General features: G+C 69.9%; 21 protein-coding genes. 13 read left to right on the forward strand and 8 right to left on the reverse strand.

The window, feature by feature from the left end:
- Positions 1 to 12: 12 nt before the first annotated feature.
- From DFR74_RS01885 to DFR74_RS01900, 4 genes are read right to left on the reverse strand one after another with little or no spacing between them, the layout of a single operon-like run.
- Positions 13 to 336: a DMT family transporter gene (locus DFR74_RS01885; protein WP_067504248.1), complete on the reverse strand. Its 324-nt coding sequence runs from the start codon at positions 334 to 336 to the stop codon at positions 13 to 15.
- A complete protein-coding gene (locus tag DFR74_RS01890; protein ID WP_084537357.1) occupies positions 333 to 1,589 on the reverse strand; it encodes an SAM-dependent methyltransferase in 1,257 nt (418 codons plus the stop codon). The genes DFR74_RS01885 and DFR74_RS01890 overlap by 4 nt, the downstream gene beginning before the upstream one ends.
- The gene (locus DFR74_RS01895) at positions 1,586 to 2,965 is read right to left on the reverse strand and encodes an aminotransferase class I/II-fold pyridoxal phosphate-dependent enzyme (protein WP_067504250.1); all 1,380 of its coding nucleotides are present in this window, start codon (positions 2,963 to 2,965) and stop codon (positions 1,586 to 1,588) included. The genes DFR74_RS01890 and DFR74_RS01895 overlap by 4 nt, the downstream gene beginning before the upstream one ends.
- The gene (locus DFR74_RS01900) at positions 2,962 to 9,417 is read right to left on the reverse strand and encodes a type I polyketide synthase (protein ID WP_067504253.1); all 6,456 of its coding nucleotides are present in this window, start codon (positions 9,415 to 9,417) and stop codon (positions 2,962 to 2,964) included. Before DFR74_RS01900 ends, DFR74_RS01895 begins: the two co-directional genes overlap by 4 nt.
- A 359-nt stretch (positions 9,418 to 9,776) precedes the next feature.
- Between DFR74_RS01900 and DFR74_RS01905 the strand changes: the two genes are divergently transcribed.
- Together DFR74_RS01905 and DFR74_RS01910 are read left to right on the forward strand one after the other, a co-directional pair.
- Complete coding sequence (locus DFR74_RS01905) at positions 9,777 to 10,595, forward strand: SDR family oxidoreductase (RefSeq protein WP_067504256.1); 819 nt, start codon at positions 9,777 to 9,779, stop codon at positions 10,593 to 10,595.
- A 142-nt stretch (positions 10,596 to 10,737) separates the two neighbouring features.
- Positions 10,738 to 11,970, forward strand: coding sequence for an oxygenase MpaB family protein (locus DFR74_RS01910; protein ID WP_228790876.1), 1,233 nt, complete (start codon positions 10,738 to 10,740; stop codon positions 11,968 to 11,970).
- Between the two features lie 12 nt (positions 11,971 to 11,982).
- Here DFR74_RS01910 and DFR74_RS01915 read toward each other — a convergent pair whose 3' ends face one another.
- Positions 11,983 to 12,696 (reverse strand): MFS transporter, encoded by a 714-nt coding sequence (locus DFR74_RS01915; protein WP_113974912.1) that lies wholly within the window; start codon positions 12,694 to 12,696, stop codon positions 11,983 to 11,985.
- Positions 12,696 to 13,763 (reverse strand): aminotransferase class III-fold pyridoxal phosphate-dependent enzyme, encoded by a 1,068-nt coding sequence (locus DFR74_RS01920; RefSeq protein WP_067504328.1) that lies wholly within the window; start codon positions 13,761 to 13,763, stop codon positions 12,696 to 12,698. The genes DFR74_RS01915 and DFR74_RS01920 overlap by 1 nt, the downstream gene beginning before the upstream one ends.
- Positions 13,764 to 13,770: 7 nt before the next feature.
- On the opposite strand from DFR74_RS01920, the gene DFR74_RS01925 reads away from it, so the two are divergent.
- From DFR74_RS01925 to DFR74_RS36565, 8 genes are all read left to right on the forward strand, one after another.
- Positions 13,771 to 13,908: a nitroreductase/quinone reductase family protein gene (locus DFR74_RS01925; protein WP_084537360.1), complete on the forward strand. Its 138-nt coding sequence runs from the start codon at positions 13,771 to 13,773 to the stop codon at positions 13,906 to 13,908.
- A gap of 99 nt (positions 13,909 to 14,007) precedes the next feature.
- Complete coding sequence (locus DFR74_RS01930) at positions 14,008 to 14,280, forward strand: hypothetical protein (RefSeq protein WP_067504260.1); 273 nt, start codon at positions 14,008 to 14,010, stop codon at positions 14,278 to 14,280.
- A 253-nt stretch (positions 14,281 to 14,533) separates the two neighbouring features.
- Positions 14,534 to 15,160, forward strand: a complete 627-nt coding sequence (locus DFR74_RS01935; protein WP_067504261.1) for a TetR/AcrR family transcriptional regulator — start codon at positions 14,534 to 14,536, stop codon at positions 15,158 to 15,160.
- Complete coding sequence (locus tag DFR74_RS01940; RefSeq protein ID WP_067504263.1) at positions 15,157 to 15,498, forward strand: DUF6204 family protein; 342 nt, start codon at positions 15,157 to 15,159, stop codon at positions 15,496 to 15,498. Before DFR74_RS01935 ends, DFR74_RS01940 begins: the two co-directional genes overlap by 4 nt.
- Positions 15,499 to 15,697: 199 nt before the next feature.
- The gene (locus tag DFR74_RS01945; protein ID WP_067504266.1) at positions 15,698 to 16,072 is read left to right on the forward strand and encodes a YciI family protein; all 375 of its coding nucleotides are present in this window, start codon (positions 15,698 to 15,700) and stop codon (positions 16,070 to 16,072) included.
- Positions 16,073 to 16,152: 80 nt separating this feature from the next.
- A complete protein-coding gene (locus DFR74_RS36915; protein ID WP_067504271.1) occupies positions 16,153 to 16,614 on the forward strand; it encodes an alpha/beta fold hydrolase in 462 nt (153 codons plus the stop codon).
- 228 nt (positions 16,615 to 16,842) lie between these two features.
- Positions 16,843 to 17,022, forward strand: a complete 180-nt coding sequence (locus tag DFR74_RS36560) for a VOC family protein (RefSeq protein WP_198161670.1) — start codon at positions 16,843 to 16,845, stop codon at positions 17,020 to 17,022.
- Complete coding sequence (locus DFR74_RS36565; RefSeq protein WP_232331643.1) at positions 17,010 to 17,249, forward strand: VOC family protein; 240 nt, start codon at positions 17,010 to 17,012, stop codon at positions 17,247 to 17,249. The genes DFR74_RS36560 and DFR74_RS36565 overlap by 13 nt, the downstream gene beginning before the upstream one ends.
- Positions 17,250 to 17,347: 98 nt before the next feature.
- Here the strand turns inward: DFR74_RS36565 and DFR74_RS01965 are convergent, their stop codons facing one another.
- Together DFR74_RS01965 and DFR74_RS01970 are read right to left on the reverse strand one after the other, a co-directional pair.
- Positions 17,348 to 17,872 (reverse strand): hypothetical protein, encoded by a 525-nt coding sequence (locus DFR74_RS01965; RefSeq protein ID WP_067504274.1) that lies wholly within the window; start codon positions 17,870 to 17,872, stop codon positions 17,348 to 17,350.
- Positions 17,873 to 18,238: 366 nt separating this feature from the next.
- Entirely contained in the window at positions 18,239 to 21,097 is a 2,859-nt protein-coding gene (locus DFR74_RS01970; protein ID WP_157115797.1) for a tetratricopeptide repeat protein, read from the reverse strand.
- A gap of 4 nt (positions 21,098 to 21,101) precedes the next feature.
- Here DFR74_RS01970 and DFR74_RS01980 point away from each other — a divergent pair, with 4 nt between their 5' ends.
- Genes DFR74_RS01980 through DFR74_RS01990 form a run of 3 tightly spaced genes read left to right on the forward strand, consistent with a single transcriptional unit; the run spans position 21,102 to position 24,235 of the window.
- Complete coding sequence (locus DFR74_RS01980) at positions 21,102 to 21,998, forward strand: tetratricopeptide repeat protein (protein WP_067504281.1); 897 nt, start codon at positions 21,102 to 21,104, stop codon at positions 21,996 to 21,998.
- Positions 21,935 to 23,269 carry an SEFIR domain-containing protein gene (locus tag DFR74_RS01985; protein WP_228790873.1) on the forward strand — a complete coding sequence of 445 codons (1,335 nt, stop codon included), beginning with the start codon at positions 21,935 to 21,937 and terminating at the stop codon, positions 23,267 to 23,269. Before DFR74_RS01980 ends, DFR74_RS01985 begins: the two co-directional genes overlap by 64 nt.
- Positions 23,270 to 23,323: 54 nt before the next feature.
- A complete protein-coding gene (locus tag DFR74_RS01990; RefSeq protein WP_147265723.1) occupies positions 23,324 to 24,235 on the forward strand; it encodes a DUF1707 domain-containing protein in 912 nt (303 codons plus the stop codon).
- Positions 24,236 to 24,487: the final 252 nt, after the last annotated feature.

Raw genomic sequence — 24,487 nt, forward strand, 5'->3', positions numbered from 1 at the left:
CCTCACCAGAGATCAGTGCACGCCCGCCAATTGCAGGGTGACCACGCCGACGACGATCAGGGTCAGGCCGAATACCTTGGCCGGGCTGAGTGATTCGCCGAGAAAGAGCACGCCGATGGCGGCGACGGCGGCCAACCCGACCGCCGACCACGCCGCGTAGACCACACCGACCTCCAGCCCGCGCTGCAACAGCAGCGCGAGCAGACCGAAGGCGGTGAGATAGCCCGCACCGACCAGCAGGGTGGGCCACAGCTTGCTGAACCCGTCGGACAGCTTCAGCGACACCGTCGCGGTGACCTCGGCGACCACGGCGGCCAGGAAGATCAGCAGGGTCATGCGCCACCGCCGGGGCGGCGGGCGATGGTGTAGGACGCCTGATTGAGCCCGGTCCGCATACTCGCCACCGAGGTCGCCGCGAACAGGCGTTCGGCGCGGGCGCGCGGCAGCCCGATCTCGGCGACGATCGCGTCCCAATGGGTTTCGATATTGTGCAGCCAGGTGCGGTCGGTCGCGATGAAGTGCTCGGTGAGATCGCGGTAGCTCTCGATGCGCAGCCCGGCGCGGGTCAGGCTGCGGCGCAACGCCGGAACGGTCGGGATGTGGACCTCGGGAAAGACGTAGGCGGTGAGGAACCCCGAGATGTTCTCGAGCAGTTTGCCGCGCCGGGTGGTGGTGACGTCCTGGCTGAACACGCGCCCGCCCGGCGCCAGCAGATCGTGCAACCGCCGCGAGAAGCCGCGCAGCGCACGGGCATTCAGGTGCAGCGACACCTCGATGCTGGAGATCGCGTCGAACGGCCCGTCGCGCACATCGCGGAAATCGCACTGCCGGAACTCGACCCGATCCGCCACGCCCGCGCGTTCGGCGAGTTCGGTGGCGTAGGAGACCTGTTCGGCGGCCAGCGTGACGCCCAGGACGCGCGCGCCGTGGTGCTGGGCGGCGTGCACGGCGAGCGCGCCCCAGCCCGAGCCGATGTCGAGCAACCGCGACCCCGGCCGCAACCGCAGCTCCCGGCAGATCAACTCCAGCTTGTCCCGCTGGGCGGCGTCGAGGTCGCCGGGCTGCTCCGGATCGGGCCACAGCGCCGTGGAGTAGACCATGGATTCACCGATCACCAGGCGATAGAACTCGTTGCTCATCTCGTAGTGGTCGGCCCCGCCGCGCCAGGGCGCCTCGGACTCCGGACGGGGTGGTGGCGTGCCGAGGGCCCGGCGACGGGCGGCCCAGCCCAGCAGGCGCAGCGCGGCGATCCCCCGGGTGAGGGTGGGCACCACGCGACCGGTGAGCAGGTCCCACAGCGCCGCGTCGCCGGCCTCGATGACGGCCACCATGAAGTCGTCGGCCGCGCCCTCGATCCCGAGATCGCCGTCGATGTAGGCGCGGGCCACGCCCAGATCGTCCGGCCGCCACAGCATGCGGCGCAGCGCGTGCGGATTGTGCAGCGTGATCAGCGGGCCGCCCTCCCCCGCTTCGCTGCCGTCCCAGGCGCGCAACCGGGCGGGGAACGGCTTGCCCGCCAGTCGCCCGGCGGCCCGGTGCAGATAGCGGGCGGTCTCGGAACGGGTGGCGAGTACAGATGTATCGGTCATGTCTCCCTCGGGGTGGTCCAGTCGCCGGCCAGGTCGGACAGGGTGGTGGCGGTCGCGACGGCGTCGGCGACCCGGTCGGCGGCGGTGGTCAGCTGGTCTTCGGTGTGTTCGCTGGTGAGGAAGAAGCGCAGCCGTTCCTCCCCGGCGGCCACGGCGGGCGCGGCAACCGGGCCCGCGTAGATGCCGCCTTGCAGCAGCAGCGCGGAGGCGAATCCGACCTGGGCGTCGCCGGGGACGAGCACCGGGCAGATCGGCGTACCTTCGGACATGCCGAGATCGAGCCCGCGCGCCCGCACCGCCACCGTGAACAGGCGCGTGTTGTCCCATAGCCGTTGCAGCCGTTCCGGTTCGGCGTCCAAGACGTCGAGCGCGGCGAGCGCCGCGGCCGCCGCCGCGGGTGCGGGGCCGCCGGTGAGCTGGGCGACACCGGGCGCCATCTCACGCAGGGCGTCGATGAGATCGGCGTCGCCCGCGACGAATCCGCCGGTGCTGCCCAACGCCTTGGACAGGGTGCCCATCCAGATGTCCACCGCGTCGCCGGGCAGCCCGAAATGCTCGCGCACGCCGTGCCCGCGCGCGCCGAGCACCCCGAGCGAATGGGCCTCGTCGACCATCACCGCGCAGTCGTATTCCCGTGCCACCGCGGCGATCTCACCGACGCGGCCGATGTCGCCGTCCATGCTGTAGTGGCCCTCGATCACGACCAGGGCCCGGTCGAATCGTGCGCGCGACATCCGCAGCACCGAGCGCAGCGAGCCGGGATCGTTGTGGCGGAACGTGATCCGCCGCGCGCCGGCCCACCGCGTGCCCGACACCACGCTGGCGTGGACGAGCGCGTCGCACACCGCCACATCGCGCTCGCCGAGCAGGAACCCGATCACGCCGGCGTTGGTGAGGTAGCCGCTGGTGGTGATCATCGCGCCGCCCACGTCGTAGAGCCGCGCCAGCCGCTGTTCCAGCCGCTGGTACAGGTCGATCTCGCCGGAGATGATCCGGCTGGCCGAGGCCGACGCGCCGTATCGCTCGACGGCGTCCCGCGCGGCGCGCACGACACGCGGATCATGGGCCAGGCCGAGGTAGTTGTAGCTGGAGAAATTCGTCAGCGTCCCGGCCGCGGTCTCGATCACCGGGCCGTTGGGTCCCGTGCGCGGCAGGAACAGCGGGTTGCCCATCTCGGTCAGCTCGGCCATCGACCGCACCGCCGCGCGGCGCGCCGTCGCGGTGACCACCTCGGGGTGATCGGCGAACTGCCGTCCGGGGCCGCGCCGGGGCGGGGGCGGCGGCGCGGGCGGGGGTGGTGGTGCCGCGGCCGCCGGACCGCCCCCGCCGACCCCGTCGAGCAGCCGCCGCGCGATCTCTCGGGCATCACCGCTCACGACTGCGTCCCCTGTCCGGCCACGATGGCCTCGGCGATGCGCGCGCCCGCTTGCCGCAGGTCGAAACTGCGACCCAATTGCAGCGAGATGAGCTGTACGCCGAGGGCTTTACTGGCCCGCGCGCCGAACTCCACGCCCATCAGGGAGTCCAGGCCGAGTTCGGTGACCGGGACGGTGAGGTCGATGGAGTCCGCGGACACGCCCATCACCTCGGCCAATTGCTCGGCGAGCATATTCGCCACCACCTCACCGCGTTTGGCCTCGTCGAGTTCCGCCAGCGCGGCACGCAACCGCTCGCCGGCGGAGTTCTCCTCGGCGGCCGCCGCGACCTGGCCGGCGGTGCGCGAGAGGTGCCGCAGGTGGGCGACCGCGCTGTCCAGGCGCGACCAGTCGATCGGGATGATCGCCGCCTGCGTGACGCCCAGCCGCAACGCCTGCTCCAGGTAGGCGGGTCCGTCGTCCATATCGATGGGATCGAATCCCGCGGCGCGCAAGTACTTCTCGACGGCCTCGTCGGCGGCCATCCCGCCGCCGGTGCCCGCCATGTGGCCCCAGCCGATGCAGGTCACGCGGTGGCCCCGGCGGTGCAGCGCCTCCGCGAACGCCTGGATCGCGGCGTTCGCGGCGTTGTAGTTGTACTGGCCGAAGATGCCGAACATCGACCCGCCGGAGGAGTAGAGCACGAACTGATCGAGCGAGATCCCCGCGCCGGTGACGGCGGCGTGCAGGGCGCGGGCACCCTCGACCTTCGGCCGGTACACGCGCTCCAGCGCGTCGAGGTCCAAGTCGGCGACGCGCCGGTCGGCCACCGCACCGGCCGTGTGGAACACCCCGCGCAACGGATGCCGCTCGGAATGGTTGCGGCGCACCATCTCCGCGACCGCGCCGGCGTCGGTGACGTCGACCAGTTCCTCGGTGACCTCGATGCCCAGCGCCCGCCACGCCGCCAGCTGCCTGCGCGCGATCTCGGTGGTGGCGCCGCCGCGCCCGGCCAGGACCAGGTGCCGGGCGCCCTTGTCGGCGAGCCAGCGGCCGGTGGCCAGCCCGAAACCGCCGAAGCCGCCGGTGATCAGGTAGCGCGCGTCGGCGTGGATCCGCACCTCGTGCCAGGCCGGGCGCACCGGGGGCGCGTCGTCGGTGAGGCCCACCGCGACCCGGCCTCTGCGTTCGGAACGCAGCACCTCGTCGAACGCGCGCGCCACCTCGCCGGCCGGGAATACGTCGAACGGCAGGGGCCGGTACTCGCGCGCCCCGATCTTCTCGTAGACCCCGCGCACCAGGGCGATCACCTCCCCGGGCCGGTGCGCCATCATCCGGTCGAGGTCGATGGAGAAGTAGGTGACGTTCTTGTCGAACGCCGCCATATCGAGGGTGCCGCCGAGGTAGATGTCGGCCTTGCCGATCTCCACGATGCGCCCGAACTCGGCCGCGGCCTTGAAATTGCGGCGCAGGGCCTCGCCGGGCGCGGTGCTCAGGATGACGTCCGCGCCGCGACCGCCGGTGAGCCCGAGCACGTCGTCGGCGAAATTCAGCGAGCGCGAGGCCAGCGTGTGGTCGGCGCCCTGGTCGCGGGCGTAGGCGCGGCGTTCGACGGTGCTCGCGGTGCCGATCACCGTCGCGCCCGCCGCTTTCGCGACCTGGATCGCGGCCGATCCCACCCCGCCCGCCGCGCCGTGCACGAGCACCGTCTCCCCGGGCCGGACGCGCGCCAGGGTCAGCAGCGCGTACTCGGCGGTGGCGAAAGCGGTGGTGCTGGTGCAGGTTCCGGGCTCGAGGGACAGATCCGCCACGCCCACGGGCGCGCTGATCGGTGTCGCTTCGGGGACGCCGGTCGGTACGGAACCGTTGCGGTCGGCGGTCTCCCGATTCCGAGCGTCGCCGGACGCGGCGCGGGACCCTACGGGCGCGGGCGTCGCGGTGGTCCAGGGCACCGCGAGGATCAGGTCGGCGGGCGAGAGGTGGTAGCGGGTGAGCATGCCCCGCGCCGCCGTGCCGACCAGATCGCCCTCGCGCAGTCCGGTCACCCCCGGGCCCACACGCGTGATGACGCCGACGCCCTCCATACCGGGGCTGGTCCCGAAATAGGTGGGGCTCAACTCTCTTTCGCCGAGCAGCCCGATGACCTTGAGCGGGTCCTTGTAGTTCAGGCCGACCGCCTGCATCCGCAATTCGACCTCCCCGGGACCCGGCGCGGGCCGGGCGCAGCGCCGCCACCCGAGTTGCGAGAGGATCCGCGAGGGCGGCACCTCCAGGGCGAAGTTGGCCTCCGGATCGGTGAGCGGTTCGGCCCGGTCCATCGCGGCCAGCCGCTGCGGCAGCGTCCGCGTCACGACGGGCGACCACCGTAAACCGTTGCGCAGCATGATCTCGTCGGCGTTGTCGTGGGAGAAGGCGCCCGGCACAGTGAGTTCGGCGGTCAGCTCGGCGAGAGTGGTGTCGGGATCGGTGTCGATCAGCCGCCAGCGCAGCCTGGACTGCTCGCTCAGCAGGACGCGGCGCGCCCCAGCCAGGGCGGCGTGACCCGAGTCGGGTTCGGCGTCATCGTCCGGGTGGGCGAACGCGCGCTCGGTGACCACGGTGACGTAGACGCTGCCGTCGCCCAGGCCGGGCATCGTCGCCTCACGCGCGGCCAGGTCGGCGTCGAGGAAGGTCTCGATCGTCACGGCGATCCGTTTCAGCGTCCACAGCGCCGCGACGTCGTCGCCGGCGCCCGCCACCACGCACACGTGCAGGCGCGGCCTGCCCGCCGCGGCGGCGGTCCGAAGACGTTCCCCGAGAACGGCTTCCAGGTCGTCGCTCGCCTCGGCCCCGAACGTGAACGCGTGCGGCAGCGCGCCCGCGAGGCGGCCCGCGCGCGGATGCGGCGTGCTCCCGAGCGCCACCACCAGCGTCGCACTGTCGTCGGGGGCGGGCAGCTGGGCTGGGTCCAGGGGGTCGCGCAGGTCCCAGACCTCCTCGTAGAACAGATCCGTCAGACCGTCCAGCGCGGTGCGGCCCGGTGTGATCGAGCCGAACCGGACACCCTCCAGGTGCAGGCACAGCGCCCCCTCGGCATCGACCACGCCGATGTCGGCGGCGAGCGGGTCGGTGGCGTGCCTGCGGGCGACCACCCGCACCTGCCCCGACACGGGCCCGAAACGGCGCACCGTGGCGACTCCCACCGGGACCACGGTGCCCTGCAACCGGCCCACCGCCGAACCGACCAGCAGCGCCACGGTCTGGAACGCCGCGTCGGTGACGCACGGGTGGGCGAGATAGCCAGCGCCGGAATCTGTTTCGGCGTCGACGGTCGCGACCGCCACCTCCGGGGACACGTGCAGCGTGCGCACCCGCCGGAACGCCGGGCCGTACTCCAGCCCGCGCCCGGCGAGGCCGGTGTAGAACTCGGCGGGATCGACCTCGATCAGCCCGTCGGCGGCGGGCACCTCGACGGCGAACGACTCGAACGCGCCCTCCACGAGGCGACCGGTGGCGTGGACGGTCCACACCGTGCCCGCGGCGGAGCGGGAACGGATCGTGAACCGCCGCGTCGACTCCTCCACCTGGGTGCGCAGCACCGGGGCTTCGGCGGGGTCGGCGACCAGGGGCGCGACGAACCGGACGTCCTCGGCGGCGACCGACGCCGCCGACGTCCGGGTGGCCGCCGCGGCCAGCGCCGCCTCCAGATAGGCCGCACCGGGCAGCAAGCGCGCACCGCCGACGACGTGATCGGGCAGCCAGGGTAGCGTTTCGGCGCTCAGGCGCAGCTCCCACTCGGAGCCGCCGTCGAGATCCGGGTCACCGAGCATGCGGTACCCGTCGGGCGTGCCGTGCTTCATCTGGGTGAGCAGCGGGAGTTCGTCGCGCAGCGCCTGCTGCTGCCACGGATAGCGCGGGAGCGGGAGATGCGGTGCGGGAGAGGGGAACAGCGCGCCGATGTCGAGCGCGCCCGCCGCGTACAGACCGGCCAGGGTCCGGCGCAGGCTCTCCGCGTCCGGCTGGGTGCGATCCAAGGTCGCCACGGTCGTCCCGGACTCCCCCGCCGTCAGCAGGATCTCGCGGACGTTGGCCGAAAGCACCGGGTGCGGGCCCACTTCCAGGAACACCCGGTGCCCGCCGCGCACGAGCGCGTCGATCGCGTCGGCGAAGCGGACCGGCTGCCGCACGTTCGCGCACCAGTATTCGGCGTCCCAGCCGCCCTCGGTCACCTGCCCGCCGGTGACGGTCGAGTACAGCGGGATCGCCGGTTCCCGCGGCGTGAGAGACGCCAGCGCGGTGCGCAGCTCGTCGAGGATGCCGTCCATGACCCGGCTGTGATACGGCACCTCGACGCGCAGCATGCGCGCGAATATGCCTTGTTCCGAGAGGGATTCGGCCAGCGCCTGCAATTGCCCGGTATCGCCGGAGAGAGTTGCGGCCGACGGGCTGTTGATCGCGGCGACGTCGATGCGAGCGTCGGGGTCGAGCAGTTCACGCACCCGGTCGGCCGGCAGGCCCACCGCGAGCATCCCGCCCGATCCGGCGGTGCTCGCCTGCAACCGGGCGCGATGGTGGGCGACCAGCAACGCCTCGCGCAGCGACAGCATGCCCGTCACGTACGCCGCCGCCACCTCGCCCACGCTGTGCCCCACCACGGCCTCGGGGCGCACCCCGAGTTCGGCGAGTTCGCGCACCAGCGCCACCTGCACGAGGAAGTTGGCGGGCTGGGCGACCTCCGTCGCCGTCACGCGCGACTCGTCCTCGGGCCGGCGCAGTTCCGCCAGAATCGACCACCCGGCGATGCCACGGAAGACCTCGTCGATGCGGGCGGCCTCGGCGGCGAACGCCCCGCCCGCCGCCAGCAGATCCCGCGCCATCGCCCACCACTGCGGGCCCATCCCGGAGAAGACGAAGACCAGACCGGCCGAGCGCGCGGGAATCGGGCGCACCGCGCCCTCCCCGGACGCGAACTCCCGCAGCGCGTCCGGCAGTCCGGCCGGGTCCGCGAAAGGCAGCGCGGCACGCAAGCGGTGGTGCGCGCGACGGGTCCAGGCCGCTTCGGCGAGCCGGGCCGGGTCGGTGCCCGCGGCGATCAGACCGGCGTAGCCGGCGGCCAATGCGCGCACGGCGGGCTCGCTGCGCGCCGAGAGCGGCAGCACTCCGAAATGCTTCGGCTCCCAATGGAATTCGTGCTCATCGCGACGCGGCGGCTCGCCGATGACGGCGTGTGCGTTGGTGCCGCCGTAGCCGAACCCGTTGATCGCCAGCACCATCCGCTCGACCTCGGGCCCGACCGGCTCCGCCTCGAGCTGCACCGCCAGGCGTAGATCGTCGAAGGGGATGTCGGGGTTGGGTTCGTCGAACCAGCCCTGCGGCGGCAGCGTTCGATGATGCACCGCCAGTGCGGATTTGATGATGCTCGCGATACCCGAAGCCGCCTCGGTGTGCCCGAGGGTGGCTTTCACCGAACCGACGCCGAGCGGCGTCTCGCGCCCCGCCACCGCGCCGTAGACGCGGCCGATGGCACGCAACTCCAGCGGATCACCCACCGGGGTGCCGGTGCCGTGCGCCTCCACATAGGACACCTGGTGCGCGGCGATGCCCGAGCGCGCCAGCACGGTGCGCGCCAGATCCTCCTGGGAATCGCTGTTGGGCACCGTGATCGCGGTGGTGCGGCCGTCCTGATTGGTGCCGGTCGCCTCCACGACGGCGTAGATCCGGTCGCCGTCGCGCAGCGCGTCGTCGAGCCTGCGCAGCACCACCATGCCCGCGCCCTCGCCGCGCCCGTACCCGTCGGCGGCGGCCGCGAAGGATTTGCTGCGCCCATCGGCGGCGAGGAATCCGCCCTTGCACATCATGACGAACGTCTCGGGTTGCAGCATCATCGTCACACCGCCCGCCAGCGCCATCCGGCAGTCGCCGTCGGCGATGCCCCGGCACGCCAGATGAAAGGCCACCAGCGACGACGAGCAAGCCGTGTCCACGGTGAGCGCGGGCCCGATCAGGTTGAGCGCGTACGCGATCCGGTTGGACAGCATGGTGTAGGAGGCGCTGGCGGCGGTATGCATGTCGACGTGGGCCAGCGCGGGACCGGCCACGGCGGTGATGGTGTGGTCGGCGGTGAACGCGCCCACGTACACGCCCACCTGTTCGCCCGACACACGACCCGCGACCCCGGCGTCGTCCAGCGCCTCCCAGGCCACTTCGAGGATCTGGCGCTGCTGCGGGTCCAGTCCGGTGGCCTCGCGCGGCGACATGCCGAAGAAGTCCGGATCGAACAGCCACGGATCGGCGGTGAGGAACGCGCCGCGCCGGGTGTACATCCGTCCGGCGGCCCGTTTGTCGGAATCGTAGTAGCGCCGCCAATCCCACCGCTGCGGCGGAATGTCGACCACCCCGTCCTTCTTGCCCACCACGAATTCCCAGAACGATTCCGGAGAATCGATCCCGCCGGCGTACCGGCACCCGATGCCGACAATTGCGATCTTCGACACGTGACTGCTCCTCCACGACACCGGCGCGCGCGACAACCCGCCGCCGGTCGGATGAAGATCCGCGGGCGGGCGCGCCCACGGACAAAGAAACGAGTTGTGAAACTCCTTGCGGAACAACGGCTTTCCTGCGTCAGGGAAAGGTTCTCGCCGTTCGCTCCCGAGCCCCAGGCTAGTCCGGCGCGACGCGGTACGCAGCGGTACTGTTCTCCCGACAACCAGCAAGATCAACAATTGTGAACGATTCCGAAAACCGGCGCGGAAGCGCTGCGAGTGCCCACAAAATCAGGGGCACTTGCACGGGGAAAGTGTTGGTAGACAACACAGTTTCACAATTCGCGCGGGCCGCTTACCGTGATCCCATGAACGATCTGCGCGGGCGGCACGCCTTGATCACCGGCGGCTCCAGCGGAATTGGGCTGGCCGTCGCGGAACGCCTCGGGCACGAGGGCGTGGCGCTCTCGTTGATCGCCCGCGACACGGCACGGCTCGAAGGCGCGGCGGACCGCTTGCGCGCCAACGGCATCCGGGTGCGCACAGCTTCGGCCGACGTGTCCGACGCGGACGCGGTGCGGGCGGCCATCGCCGAACTCACCACCGACGCACCCGTCGACATCGCCGTCTGCTCGGCCGGCGCGGTGATACCCGGGCGTTTCCTGGAACTCGCCGACGAGGACTTCCGCCGGATGATGGAGGTGGACTACTTCGGCGTGCTGCACGTGCTGCGCACGCTCGCCCCCGGCATGGTGGCCCGGGGGCGCGGCTCGCTGGTCGCGGTGGCGTCGGCCGCCGCGCTCGTCGGCGTGTACGGCTATTCCGCCTACGGCCCGGCCAAATTCGCAGTGCGCGGCCTCTGCGAGGCGCTGCGCCTCGAGCTGCGCCCGCACGGCGTGCACGTCGCCTGCGTCTACCCCGCCGACGTCGACACACCGATGCTGACCGAGGAGAAGGCGACCCGCCCGGCCGAGACCACCGCCCTCAACGGCGCCATTCCCGCCATCCCGCCCGCCCGCGTGGCCGACGCCGTCCTGGCCGCCGTGCTGGAACGCCGCTTCGAGGTGTACCCCGATCTGCGCACCGCCGCCCTCGCCCGCTTCGCCCCGCTGTTCGCACCGGTCATCCGGAACTCCTTCGACCGCGCCATCCGCCGGGTCCGGCCGACCGAGCCACCCACGCCCTGACCCGGCAGCGCCCCGCGAGCAGGCACTTTTCGCATATCTGGCAAAGAGCCTTGCCAACATTCGAATTCTGGAAGAGAATCTTGCCAGAACTGATGGCAGGTGGACGCCGCCGCGCGGCGCCCGCGCTCAAAGGAGAGCTCCCATGGATTCGGTGGATACGGCCGTCCCCACCCGGCACCCGGCGGCACCGCGGCCGGTCGCGGGCCCCGCCCTGGCCCCGCTCGCGCGTGCCCTCGGGCTGCGCGAGCCGACCCCCGACCAGTTCCGCGAGCTCGGCGAGGCGCTGACCCTCGGCGACCGGCCGATGGACGAGCTGGTCGACTGGATGTACCGCGAGGGCATGGCGACCACCCGCCCGCTGTTCGAGCGCGCGCTGCGCGAGGGGATCGCGGCGGTGCCGGACGCGCCCGCGCCGCTGCGCGAGTTCTTGGACCACATCGAGACGCCGCCGGACTGGGTGGACTGGGACAAGATCCGCCACGCCGAACTCGTGTTCGGGGTCGGCGGCCGCGACGGCCTCTACGTCGCCCGCGACATGTCGTTCCTCGGCGGGTACCTGGCCTCGGGCTTCAACAAGACCCTGCTGCGCACCGGGGCGCTGGAGAAGGGTCCCGCGAAACGGTTCGCCGAGACGACGCAGTGGGCGATGGACGTCAGCGCCCCGGGCGGGATGCTGGCGCAGGGCGTGGGATATCGGTCCACGCTGCACGTGCGGATGATCCACTCGATGGTGCGCCGCCACATCACCGCCATGCCGGACTGGCGGGGCGAGGAGTGGGGACTGCCGATCAACCAGACCGATATGGCCGCCACTCTGGTGGGCGCCCTCATCGCGCCGATGATCGGCGCCATGGGCCTCGGGCGCCTACCGACCCGGCGCGACCTGGACGCCGTCGCGCACTTCACCCGCTACGTCGGCTGGGTGATGGGTGTGGAAGAACGCTTCCTGCCCAACGGTTTTCGCGACAGCGTCCGCATCCTGTACCACACGATGACGGCCATCACGAACCCCGACGAGACCTCACGCCAGCTGGCGATGCCGATGCTCGACGAACCGCTGGGCTGGCACTACCCCCACCTCACCGAGCTGCGCAGGCGCGTCGCCCGGTCCCAGCACCTGTCGATCGCCACCATGTTCCTGGGCCCCGCCGCGATGAAACAGCTCGGCCTGCCCGCCTACACCCCGCCGTGGTATCCGCTGCTGCGGATACCGCCGAACGCGGTGCGGTCGGTCTGGATGCGGGTGGTGCCCGGCGAGTTCGCCCGTGCCGCGGCGCGCGGCCGGGCCGAACAACTGGCCTTCATCCAGACCTTGACCGGCGCGGAAGGCGCGGTGATCGGCGACTCGGCCCAGCACATCGGACACGCCGCGTAACCGGGTGGGCGGTCACACCGTAGCGGCAACTGTGTCCGGAAAGACCGACGCCACAGCGGGATTCACCAACGCCCCGTCGAGGCCAGTGTGCCACGGCGGGGTCGGCCACAGAGGGTGTGACCAAGCAGTCTCGGGAACCGCTGGCGCGGTACGGATCCCGGCATCGGCACGCACGCGCCGCAGGACCGGCGCCGCCGCGACGAGGATGAGCGCCGGGATGGCGAAGGCGTACCCGAGGCTCGGCCCCGACGCCACCATCCCGAGGCTGACCGCGCCGCCGTAGTTGAACGAATTCACCCGGGCGGCCGCGGTGTACGCGGCGTACATCCGGCCCAGCAGCGGCACACCTTCGCGCCGCTGCGCGAGCACGCCCTGCATGTTCGCCGCCGCGTCCACCGCGCCGAGCCCGACGCCGTAGACCGCGAAACCCGCCGCGAACACGGCCAGGTCACCGGCGGTGAGCACGCCCAGCAGCGCGACCGCCTCCACCACCAGACCCGCGCACAGCGCTTTGCGGCTGCCCCGGCGCACCGCTACCGCGTCGGCCAGCATCGACCCCAGCGCCGCGGTCAGGCAGGCGCCGAGCACGATCAGCGAGAGCGTCATCTCGTCCACGCCCAGCCGCGACTTGAACTCCGGCAGCGACGTCACCGCCACCGCGTAGCCCATGCCCTGCACGCCGTACGCGGCGGCGACAGCGGCGATCTCGCCGCGCACCCGCCTCATCACGCACCCGCGTCCAGCAGCGCCGCGAACGCGTCATCGGCGATGTCGAGGGTGCGGTCGATATCGGTCTCGGTGAGCGCCGCGTTGACGAAATGGTTGTGGTGCGAGACCAGGAACGCGCCGCGGCGGACGCATTCGGCGATCCACCGCTGGTGCAGCGTCGGCGAATCGTCGTCCGCGAGACGCAGATAGAACAGCGCCGGTTCGCCCGAGGTGACCAGCGTGTACCCGCTGGCCGCGGCGACCTCGACCAGACCGCTGGTCAGCCGGGTGCCGAGTTCGCGGAATCGCGCGGGACCGTCGATCCGCCGCAGCTTGGTCAGCGTCGTGATCCCCGCCGCGAACGGCACGGCGCTCATCCAGTAGCTGCCCGTGTAGAACACGCTGCTCACCACGTCGCGCAGACTGTCGTGCCCGCACAGCGCGGAGACGTTGTAGCAGTTGGCGATCAGCGCCGCGATCTCGCCGCGATGCTCGGTGAACACCGCGCGCAGGGCCTCGAAGTCGTTCCACGGCACCTCGATATTGCCCGCGACGTCCTGGTCCAGCACACCCGGCACGCCCGGCTTCTGCGTCCAGGGCGCCACACCGTGGTAGTACCCCTCGAAGAATACGATCCGGCGCCGGCCGGTCGCCGCCCGCGCCGTCATCACCGCCAGCGTGGTGACGTCGCCGCCGGTCTTGGCGAAGTACGCCCAGTCGGCGCTGGCCACCGTGTCGACCAGCAGTTCGGCGAACTCCACCATGATCGGCGCGGGAGTCGTGACGACATCGGCGAGGGCCTCCTGGGCGCGGGCGGCGGCCCGCACCTCGGGGTCACCGTAGCCGAGCACGTTGGGCCCGTAACCGCACAGGTAGTCGATGAACTCGTTGCCGTCGACATCCAAGAAACGGGTGCCCTCGGCACGAGACGCGAACTGCGGGAACGCCGTTCGAGGAATGTGGCAGCCGCCCAGCGGGCCGAGGTGGCTGTAAACACCGCCCGGGATGACTTGCTGTGCGCGGCCGAACAATTCGTCGCCGCGGGTGTAGGTGTATGGCGTGGCGGGGGCGTCGATCGAGGTCATGCTATAGATCCACGCGCACACCGCCACCCCCGAGGAGAAGGCCGAACTCTGGCCGCGAATCACCGAGGCCTACCAGGGATACGCGAACTACCAGCGCAGGACCACCCGCGACATCCCGGTCGTGATCTGCGAATTCCAGGATTGAGCGACGCACGCCGAACCGGTCACCGGGGACGATCCCGCCGGAGTTCGGACTTGCCGTAGCGGATTTCCCGAACGGCCGCCCACCGAAGGAGTACCCCGAGTGCCATCGTCGCGCACGCACGACAACTCGCCGATCGTGCTGATCGCCCCCGCCATGGCGATCGGCTCACGCTTCTACAAGCCGCTGGTCACGGCGTTCACCGAGCGCGGGTGGAGCGCCCGGGCCCTCCCCTGCGCGGTTTCGAGCTCGGGGAACCCCGCGTCCCGCGAACACGACTGGACCTACCGCGACGAGATCGACGTCATCGCCGATGCAGTGACCAAGGCCCGCGCCGAGGTGCCCGAAATCTCCGCCACCGCGACGACCGACTGACCCGGCCGAACGCCGGCGATTCCCGATGCGCGCGAAGCTTTCCCGCGAGCACCGCCCACCAGCCGAGAGCCGGCACCGGATACGACTCCCTGCAACACCTTTCGCGATGCCCACCCGCCTGTGGGGCGCGCGATCCGCACCCGGACGCAGCACCGAAGGATCACTCGTTCGCCGCGTTCGCCCTCCGAGCGGTCCTCGAGGGGACCATTCAGATACACATTGACATTCAGATACCACCTCGTATCCTGAATTCGTGAACTCGACCCCCGTCCGCCCGCCCAGGCTCACCCGCGAGGAAAGTCAGCGGGAGACCCGCAGGCGTCTCGTCGCGTCGGCGATCGAACTTTTCGCGCGGCAGGGCGTCGCCGCGACGTCCCTGCACGCCGTCGCCGAGCACGCGGGGTTCAGCAGGGGCGCGGTGCACGGCAACTACGCGGGCAAGGACGACCTCGCCGCGGCCGTCGCCGAGACGGTGGTGAGTGAACTCGCGCCGACGCTTTCGCGGATCCTGGCCGAGCGCGCGCCCAGCGGCGAACGGCTCGCCACTTACATTCGCACCTATCTGGAGTACTGCGCGCGGAACCCGGACGCCGCCGGAGCTCTGCTCGCGGTGGTCGAGTACTTCGGGCGCCGGGATCGGGGGTATTACCGCGACCGCGCGACGGACTCGCTCGACGAGCTGGTCACCCTGTTCGAGGAAGGCGGGCAGAGCGGTGAGATGCGCGTTTTCGACACGCGCACCATGGCTTTCGCGGTGCGCACCGTCCTGGACAGTGCCGCGATGCGATTGAGCGCCGGCCAGGTCGACGCCGAGCGGCTGACCACCGAGATCGTGGCGCTGTTCGCGGCCGCCACCCGCCGGGACGGGGCGTCGGCATGAATCGCACGTACCGCGTCACGGTCTGCGGCCGTTTCGCGAATCTCGATGCCGCCCAACGTGATCGGTTGCGCGCCGAGCAGGACGCGCACGACATGTTCGCCGCGCGGTTCACCCCGGAGGGCACGTTCCTGTATTCGCCGGAGTTGATCGGCTACCAGTTCCGCTACCTGCTCCAGGTCGCGGACGAGAGCCCGGAGGACGCCGAAGTCATCGCCCGCCTGCGCGCCGAGGAGCTCGCCGGCGCGGGGATGCGCGAACGCGGCTTGGACGGCCGGATCGTCGACATCACCGTCACGTGCGTCGAGGACATGCAGAGCCGAGCGAGGATGCGGCGATGACACTGTAGCCCCGCGGATCTGGACTCGCGCCGTCGGCCGACTGGCCGTGACCTCTCGGCGCCGAACACGCCAGGAACCTGTCGACTCCGAGCCGACCGTGATCACGTCCCCGGGTGACCGATGAGTTTCCGGCGCGGGCGAGGTCTGCACCGATGTCAGTATCACCACAGAACCCGCACAACCGAAAGCGAGAACCCCCATGACGCAATACTTCCTCACCGTCCCGCACGACACCGCCGAAGAGCCGACGATGGAGTCGATGCAGGAGTTCGATCCGGCCGAAATGGAGGCCTTGATGGCCGCCGTCGAGCGCTTCAACACCGACCTGAACGAGGCGGGCGCCTTCGTCACCGCCGGCGGCTTGCACCCGCCGTCGACCGCGATCACCGTCGACGCCACCGGCGACGAGCCCAAGCACGTCCCCGGCCCGTTCGTGGAGGCGACCGAATACGTCGGCGGCTTCTGGATCATCGAGGCGCCCACCCAGGAGAAGGCGCTGGCCTGGGCCGAGCAGGCCTCCGCCGCGCTCGGCTCCCGCATCGAGGTCCGCGCCCTGCAGGAACAGCCCGAATAGAGGCGGGCCTCGCCGCCTGGCTCGGGTTCGCCACCGCGGTGTGCGTGGTCTTCGTGGTTCTCGGCGTCTGAATCTCCGGGATGCACCGCGTCTTTCACGCAGTCGATCTCGGTGCCGCGCGGCGCTCGTCAGGCGGCGAAGACGGCGCGGACAACGGCCTCGTCGCCGTCGATCTCGGCCAGCCCGAAGGCGAGGACATCGCTCACGGTGAGCGCGCCGGCGGCGAGGCCGAGGATGTAGGCGGGGTCGGCGCGCAGGGTGGCATCGAGGGTGCCGCCGTCGTGCGGGCCGACCTCGAAACCGGAAGGCGCAGCGCGGAGTTGGTACGGCGGGCCGCCGATGTCGAGACCGACATCTGGGGCGACGCCGACATCGCCTTCCGCCCCCAGGAACGCGAACGCCTGGAATCCACCTTCCCCCACCACAAGACGGTCATCATCGAGGGCGCCGGCACGTATCCGGAATCCGACGCGCCCGAGGAATTCGTTGCCGCCCTTCAAGATTGGGCGGAGCTACCGGACACGGGTGCAGTCGATCGGTAGCGCGCCGATGGGCGGCCCTCAGAACGCAGCGCCCGGCCGCAGCCGCTCATCCCCGCCTGTGGCCACCTCTGATCGACGGATATCTCGTAGTTCGTGCGGTCGAAGGCTTCCAGCCCACCGATCGTCCGCCGACCGGCCAGCAGCGCCGCACGACCGCGGCGAGCTGGGCGACCCGGCAACCCCGGATTTCCACGCTGCCCCCTCGGCGAAGCCGTAGTGTCACCACCTGTGACCGGACAACCGATGTGGGTATCGAGCGTCACCCTCGCCGCTCCCAGCCCGAGTGAACTGGCCAGCTTCTACGAACGATTGCTGGGCTGGACCATCAGCACGCTGGAGGACCCGCGGCCCGGCGACCCTCCCGAGGCGGGGTGGGCCCAGCTACGAGCCCCGGCGTGCCCGGCCTGATGACCCTCGATATCGAGTACGAACGCCGGTACGTCCGTCCGACCTGGCCGAGTCAGGCTGGCCGACAACACATTACCGCCCACCTCGACCTACCCGTCGACGATCTCGATGCCGCCCAACGGCACGCCCTCGAGGCGGGCGCCACCCTCGCCGACCACCAACCCCAACCGGACGTGCGGGTGATGATCGACCCCGCCGGACACCTGTTCTGCCTCTTCCAGAACTGAACGACCGCACGGATCAGCTCATCGGAACGGCGGGGCCGACGCGCCGACCGAGCGAATCCTGCGCGTGGTTCCGCAAGCGGCCGAGTACCCCGTCGCGGTCACGACGCGAGCAGTCGGCGCCGCTCGGCCGTAAGCAAGTCGAACGCCTCGCGCACCTGCCGCACATACGCCTCGCCGGGATGTCGGACCAAAGTGGGCAGAACAATGCCGTCCGCTTCGGCGGCGAGGACGACTTCGAACGCGGCGACGTGGGCGCAGAACTGTCGCAGTGGTTCCGGCAGTTCGGATTCCAGCAAGAGGTCGGCGTGTTCGAGGATGAGGTCTCGCATGGCTCGATTCGCGGGCATCAGGACGAGGTCACGCCATCGGCGCCACTCGGGATCGGCGGCGTCGAACCGGCGCTCCACCCGTGGTGGCAGATGAGACTCCCGCAGCGCCTCCCAGGTCTGTTCGTTCGTTTCCATCAGCGCGCGCAGCGGTCCGTACAGGTCGGCGAGTTGGCTGCTGACACGCAGCAGTCGCGCCTGCCGCCGCTCCTGGCGTATCGCGCCGCGCTGAGTCAGCGCGTACGTCAGCACCGCGACGACAATGCTGGCGCCGGCGGCGATCACCGCGGTCACCATGACGATGTCCCGTGGCGGGTGGCACGCGGCAGTCCGGCGATCAGGTCACCGTGCCGCAACCGGGCAGATGTGGGCATGACGCCAGGCTAATCGCGCGCGAGCGCTCGTGGATCGTGCGCCCGCGCAGTCTTTTCCGGTGTTTTTCAGCGGTTTCCAACTGCTGTGGTCCGGCGCGGTCCGAGTGTGGCTTCCTGGGCTGGCAAACAGGAAGGAGACAGGCGATGGCCGAGGTTTGCCCGCAATGTTCCAAGAAGACCGGAATGGATGTCGGTGAGAAGGACCGCCAGGGCTGGCAGAAGTATCAGTGCCAGCTGTGCAAGTACGAGTGGAAGGCGCCGGCGCGGTAGCGTGACGCCGGGCGCCGGTTCAGTCGCCGGCGCTCGGCAACGCGGCCAGCCGCGCGCGTATCTCGTCCTGCCTGTCCCGGTCCCGCAAGGTGGTGTACCCGCTCAGCGCACGATTCCAGTGCATCCGGGCCGCGGGCCAGTTGGCTTGCGCCGCCGCGATCTCACCGAGGCCGACACAGCCGCGGGCCTCTTCGAGCAGACTGCCCGACCGTGATGCGAGTTCGGCCGCGCGCGAGAACATCTCGCTCGCCTGCCGCAGTGCGTCGAGCCCCTGGTAAGCACGCCCCAGTACGTTGTAGGCGATCGCCTCGTCGAGATGTAATCCGTGGGCGCGGAAAACCTCGAGCGCCTCCTGGACCATCGGCACCGCCAGCGCCCACCGGCCCATCGCTATCTCCATGGTGGCGGTGTCGCGGAGAAGGATGGCCACGTTCCTCGGTCGTCCGTTCGCGCTCAGGAACGCGAGCGCGTCACCGCTCTTGCGCCGCGCTTCCGTCAACTCCCCCCGCAGGAACTGAGCCCAGGCGTCGTGCGCCAGCGCGACGTTCTCGCCGTAGGCGTCGCCGATCGTCCTGAACAGTGTCCCGGCTCGCTGGTAGCGCGCCGACGCGGCCTCGACGTCGCCGCTCATCACTTGGGCGAGTCCCAGATTGTTGGTGGTCACCGCCTCGGCGTAGGCGTTTCCCGCGCGTTCCGCCGCGGCCAAGGCGAGTTCGTGGGTCCGGGTCCACAGATCGATGTCGTGGGTGATGAACGCGAATCCCCGCACGGCGAACGCCAATTGCCAGCACTGTTCGTCACGACCACGCTCGAACGCCGTCCGCGCGGCGGCCAGCAGATGGCCGCGGTCGGCGGTCAATTGCGCCATGGCGTGGCGGTATTCGCGCATCGCGTGCCCGGTGTCGCGCGCCGCCGGGGACATTCCGGCGCGGTGCCGGTCGGGCGTGAGCAGACGATCCGCCGCGTCGGCGGTCGACAGGTAGTGATCCACCATCCGGTCGTGGATCCGATCGCATTCTTCCCTGGTGAGCGTCGTTTCGGCTCGCCGGCGTGCGAAAGACTGGACGAGGTCGTGGAATTCGTAGCGCCCGGCCCTCGGAGCCACGAGAAGATTGACCTCGATCAAGTGCCGAATCGCGCGGCGGACCACGCCGTGGTCGCTGTCACACAGGGCGGCCGCCGCCGCGATATCGAAGTCGGGGCCGCGCACGAGTCCGAGTGTCGTGAAGGTCCGCGCGTGCTCGGGTGCCAATCGCACCACCGAGCGTTCGAACAACGCTTCGAGATCGCGGTCTCCGTCGTGGAACATCTCGATGCCACCGGCATCGTCGTCGCTCGGCCACGGTTCGGTGCGCACGAACGCGGCGGCGATCCTGATGGCGACCGGCAGGCCCTGGCACCTGTGCGTCATTGCCTCGAGTTGCCGCTCGGACGGGCGGCGGTCTGCCCCCAGATCCGCGGTGAGCGCACGCACCAACGCCGCCGAATCACCCGGCGACAGTGGCGCTATGTGTATCCGCTCGGCGTCATCGAGACCGTTGAGGTTGCTCCGGCTGGTGACCAGCGCCCGGCTCTCGCCGTCGGTCGGCAGCAACGGCCGGATGTGGGCGGCGTCGAGCACGTTGTCCAGCACCATGAGCAGGCGTTGGCCGCGCAGCAAGTCGCGCAGCGCGGCGAAACGCTCGTCCGGCTGCGCGGGCACGGACTCGGGTGGCGCGTTCAGCTGGCGCAAGAGCTTGTCCGCGGCCTCGCCGGCCGGCATGACGGCGGTGTCGGCGTAGCCGCGCAGGTCGAGAAACAGGCACCCGTCGGGGAACGCCTTCTCCAGGCTGCGAGCGGCCCGCACCGCCAGGGCCGTCTTACCGACACCTCCAGCGCCCGACAGCACGCAGACAGCACTCGCGCCGGTGACCGGTGCCGTCAGCAGGGTGATGATCCGCTTCAGCTCCGCGTCGCGGCCGAGTAATTGCCGTGTATCCCTGGGTAATTCGGCGGCATATGAGCTACGGCGCGGGTCCGCGGAACCACGCTCCCGCCGGGTCCGCCGGGCGATCTCCACGTCGTCACGCAAGGTCGTCAAACGCCCCACCGCGGGCCCGTCGAGATGCAGTTCGAAGAGCATCGACTCCAGCGCCGCCGGGGGCGGCAGCGTCGTGCCGTTGAGATAGGCGTACACGCTACCCAGCGAAATATTCAGCCGCCTGGCCAGTTTCGCCCGGCTGACGGCTCCGTGCTGCTTCTCAGCGTGCAGCAAGGCCTGGTTCAGCGCGGTGACGAAGTGCTCCAGAGCGGAATCGGGATCGACGACCTTTCGCCGCGAGCCGGCCATCATCACCTCCGTGGTCCGGCACGAGCACCCGTGCAGTGTATTCAAGCGCTTTCCAGATGTCCAGGAATGTCTCCTTTCGACCGTGATGCCCTGGACAGCGCCGCGGGCTGAGCCGCGGCCGGAGTTCAGGAGCTCACGATGGAAGCATTGCTCGTCCTCCTCGGTATCGCGTTCGCCGCCGTACTGGTGATCGCGTTCTTCTTCACCGTCGGTGCGAGGAAACAGATCGACACCTATGCGAAGGCGCCGTACAACCACGTAATCGATGTGGTACGGGACCATTTCGGGTCCGTGTGGTGGCGCGCGGTCGACGGACCCGGGGATTTGAACTTTCAGGCCCGAGGATTCGGCTTGGCCTCGGTCGGCAACGACAAGCCCGTCCTCTCGGTCACGGTGACCCAGATGGACAACGGAAACGTCAGCGTGGCCGTGTGGATGTCGTCCTGGTCCCAGCGGATGGGAATCGCGGGATGCTGCGACCGGGTATATCTCAAGCGACGCAAGTTGATTCAGAAAATCGACGCGCTCTGAGCACGACAGGCGGGACATTCTCATGGATCACAAGCCCCTACCCGACGACACGCAGCGCGACTGGACATCGATCGCGCACGAGTATCTCGACAGCGGCGACGGATTTCAGGCGCACATGGCTGCCTCCGAGGCGACGCATCGGCACCCCGGCGACGCGGAGGCATGGCATATCCGCGCCCAAGCCTCACTCGAATTGGACAACGGCAGCGATGCGTTGTTCGAGATCACCGAAGCCCTCCGGCTGAACGCCGACGATCCTCGCTTCCACGGTGTGCTCGGCGATGTGCATTGCGGCGCGCGCGATTGGGTGCGGGCTCGCGAAGCGTACGAACGCGCGCGGGCTCTCGATCCGGGCAACCCGCTCTATGCCATCGGCGTCGCGAACACCTACGTGGACAAGGACGTGGAGCTGGCGATTCCCCTCTACGAGAACGCCGTTCGGGACTATCCGGATGTGGCCTACTTCAAGGAGGGCCTGGCCGCCGCGCTCGCCGACTCCATCACCGATCAATGGAGCGAGTTCGCCGACGGTAGCCGGAGTATCACCAACGAAGCGCAACTCGCGTTCTCGCGGGAGACGCTGGCGCGGATCTCGACGCTCGACCTGCGCGGCGAGGAACTCGCCGAGGTGCGCGAGCACGTCGGCGAGATACAGCGGCTGGTGGACCGTGCGGCCCAGGTGAAGTGGTACGGCTCCGACCACGTCGTGGCTTATCTGGCCGCCACCGGCGTGTCCGTGCTGACATTCCTCATCGCCCTCGGCTCGGGCAACGGCGGGCTCGCGCTGGTCGCCCTGGTGGCCGTCGCTGCGATCGTGACCGGTTACGTGATCCGCCATCGCATGCCGGATTGGAAATGGACTCAGCGCACGGTCTCCCAGAGCGTCCGGCGCACGGGCCGGCAAGTTTCCCGCGGTTAGCCGGCTCGAGAGGCTCATCCCGGGAGTGGAACGCGAGGACGCAGGACTCAATTCGAGAGCTTCGGCACGCTGTCTATCGACTTGCGCCGCAGTGGATTTCGATCCCACTGTGCCGATCCGGCCCACTGGACAGTGTCAGGTTTCAAACGAGCGAACAGGACGTAAGCTGTGCGCCACACGGCAACAATCCGGCACGGAGGACAGGCATGACGGGTGTCGGAGAACGAATTTCGTATCGTTCCGGCGACGAGCCACGCGTATTCGTCTCGTATTCGCACGACTCGAAGCAGCACAAGGAACTCGTCCGCCGGTTCGCGACCTTTCTGCGGACCGAAATCGGCGCCGATGTCCACTTGGATTGCTGGTACGACGCGGAGCGGCGCGATTGGTCGCTGTGGGCGATCGACCAGCTGTCGCGGGCGGACTTCGTGCTCGTCATCGCCTCACCCGACTACAAAAGGCGGGCCGAGGGATCCGAGCAACCGGACCGCGGCCGCGGCGCGCAGTTCGAGAGCGCGATGATCCGCAACGCGATCACACAGAACTTGGTCGGCGAGACGCGCCGAATTCTCCCGGTAGTGCTGCCCGGACGGTCGATCGACGAGATCCCCGTGTTCCTACTGCCGTACTCCGCGACCCACTTCGTGATCGACGAATTCACGCGTGACGGAGTGGCGGATCTACTCGCTGCCTTCACCGGCCGGGGCGAGCACCCCATGCCCGATCGCGGGCAGTGGATCGGCTCGCCATACACCGGCCCGGCGCCCACGTCGGTTTCCACACCGACGGCGCCGATCTCGGTGCCGGTGCGCAGGAAGGCCCGGCTGCTGACGACCGTACTGGAACCGGTGCGGCGCGGACCCGACCTGAGATTCGGCAGCGCGGACCTCGACGCCGAGCACTACGGGAACAGCATCGTCCATCGCTGTCCCGTCTTCTGTGGTGACCCGAGGAGCCCCATCGAATACAACCTCGGCCGCAGATATCGCGAATTCGAGGCTGTGGTCGGCATTCTCGATGATGCCGTGGATGTGAACCAGACCGGGCATTTCCAGGTCTTCTTGGACAACGAGCCCCGGCAACAGGTTCGGGCGACCTACGGCGAGCCGATCCGGATCCACTACGACGTCTCGCGCGTCCTTCGCCTCCGACTGGTCGCCTACCGGCCGGACACCATCGGCCCGCCGATGCTCGCGGGTGTCGCCGCCGCCATCGGCAAGTCACGGCGACTACCGGAACTCGCGTGGGGGGATCCGACCCTCTTCGAATAGCCCGACCGCTCCCCTGATCGACCGCGATTGCCCAGGGGCATAACGCGATATCTCTTGCGGAATGCCGAAACGGCGACGGCGAGGTCGATCCCGCTCGACACTATACAACGTAAGGCTACGACCATGAACGACAACCTCCAGCCGAGGATCGGGACCGCCGAACGCGAGCGCGCGTCCACGCTTCTCGAACAACACCTCTCCGCGGGCCGGATCGGTATCGGCGAATTCGACGAGCGGTCGGCGCGCATTCACGCCGCCACGACGCAGGCGCAGATCGACGCGGTGCTGGCGGACCTGCCCGCCACGCCGAGCAGCCCACGCCGATGGAAGCGGTACGCGGCGCCGGCCGCGTTCGGCGGCGCGCTGGTGGTCCTGGCCGCCGCGATCGCGATCGTCACACTGCGCGAACCACAGGCCCAAGAGGCTCCGACGATCGTCGTCACGACGATCGTGGCGCCGCCCCCGAGCACATCGACCACGACCGGAAGCGGTTCGCCGACAACGACACCCACGACAGCGACGAGCGGCTCGGCCACGACGCCCGATTCCGCGAGCGTCGTCGGGACGCAATACCTCGCCGACTTCCGAAGACTCGACGACAGCAACTATTACCGATTCAATACCGGTGCCGCGGCCGTCTCCGGTACGACCTACACCCGTTCGGTCATGATCAATCCGCGTGTCCGGATTCCCGGGTACGTCGAGTACGACCTCGCCCGGAAGTACACCCGCTTGGAGGGCATCCTCGGTGTCCGCGACGACGCGACTCCGAGCGGACTGTCCATGCAGTTCGAGATCTACGCGGACGGCGTCCTGATCGCCGGGCACTCCATCGAGATCGGCCAGACCATCCCGATCGACCTCGATATCACCAACGCCCTGCGGCTGCGCCTGCAAGTCACCAACGTCGATCGCGAAGGCAACGCGTACGCCGTGTTCGGCGACCTTCGCGCCACGCCGAAATGAACCCAGGTCCGACGAAACGGCCGATCGCGAGCGGGACATCGACTTCTCCGAGTGGGTGGGTGCGCCGGTGCCGTCGACAACGACGCGATCCGCGCACTGGCGGAGAATCCGGCGATACGCACCGTGTTCGGCAAGCCGCCGGCGTTGGGTGATCCGGGTGGTTTCACGGTGTGGCGCACCGGGACTCCGGTGCTGGTCCTGGCTGCGGTGTGGGTGTCGCCGGCCGCGACGCGCGTCAGTCGTGGCGTGGCG

Origin of the sequence: Nocardia puris, from assembly GCF_003315035.1 — a bacterium.
GTDB classification, from domain to species: domain Bacteria; phylum Actinomycetota; class Actinomycetes; order Mycobacteriales; family Mycobacteriaceae; genus Nocardia; species Nocardia puris.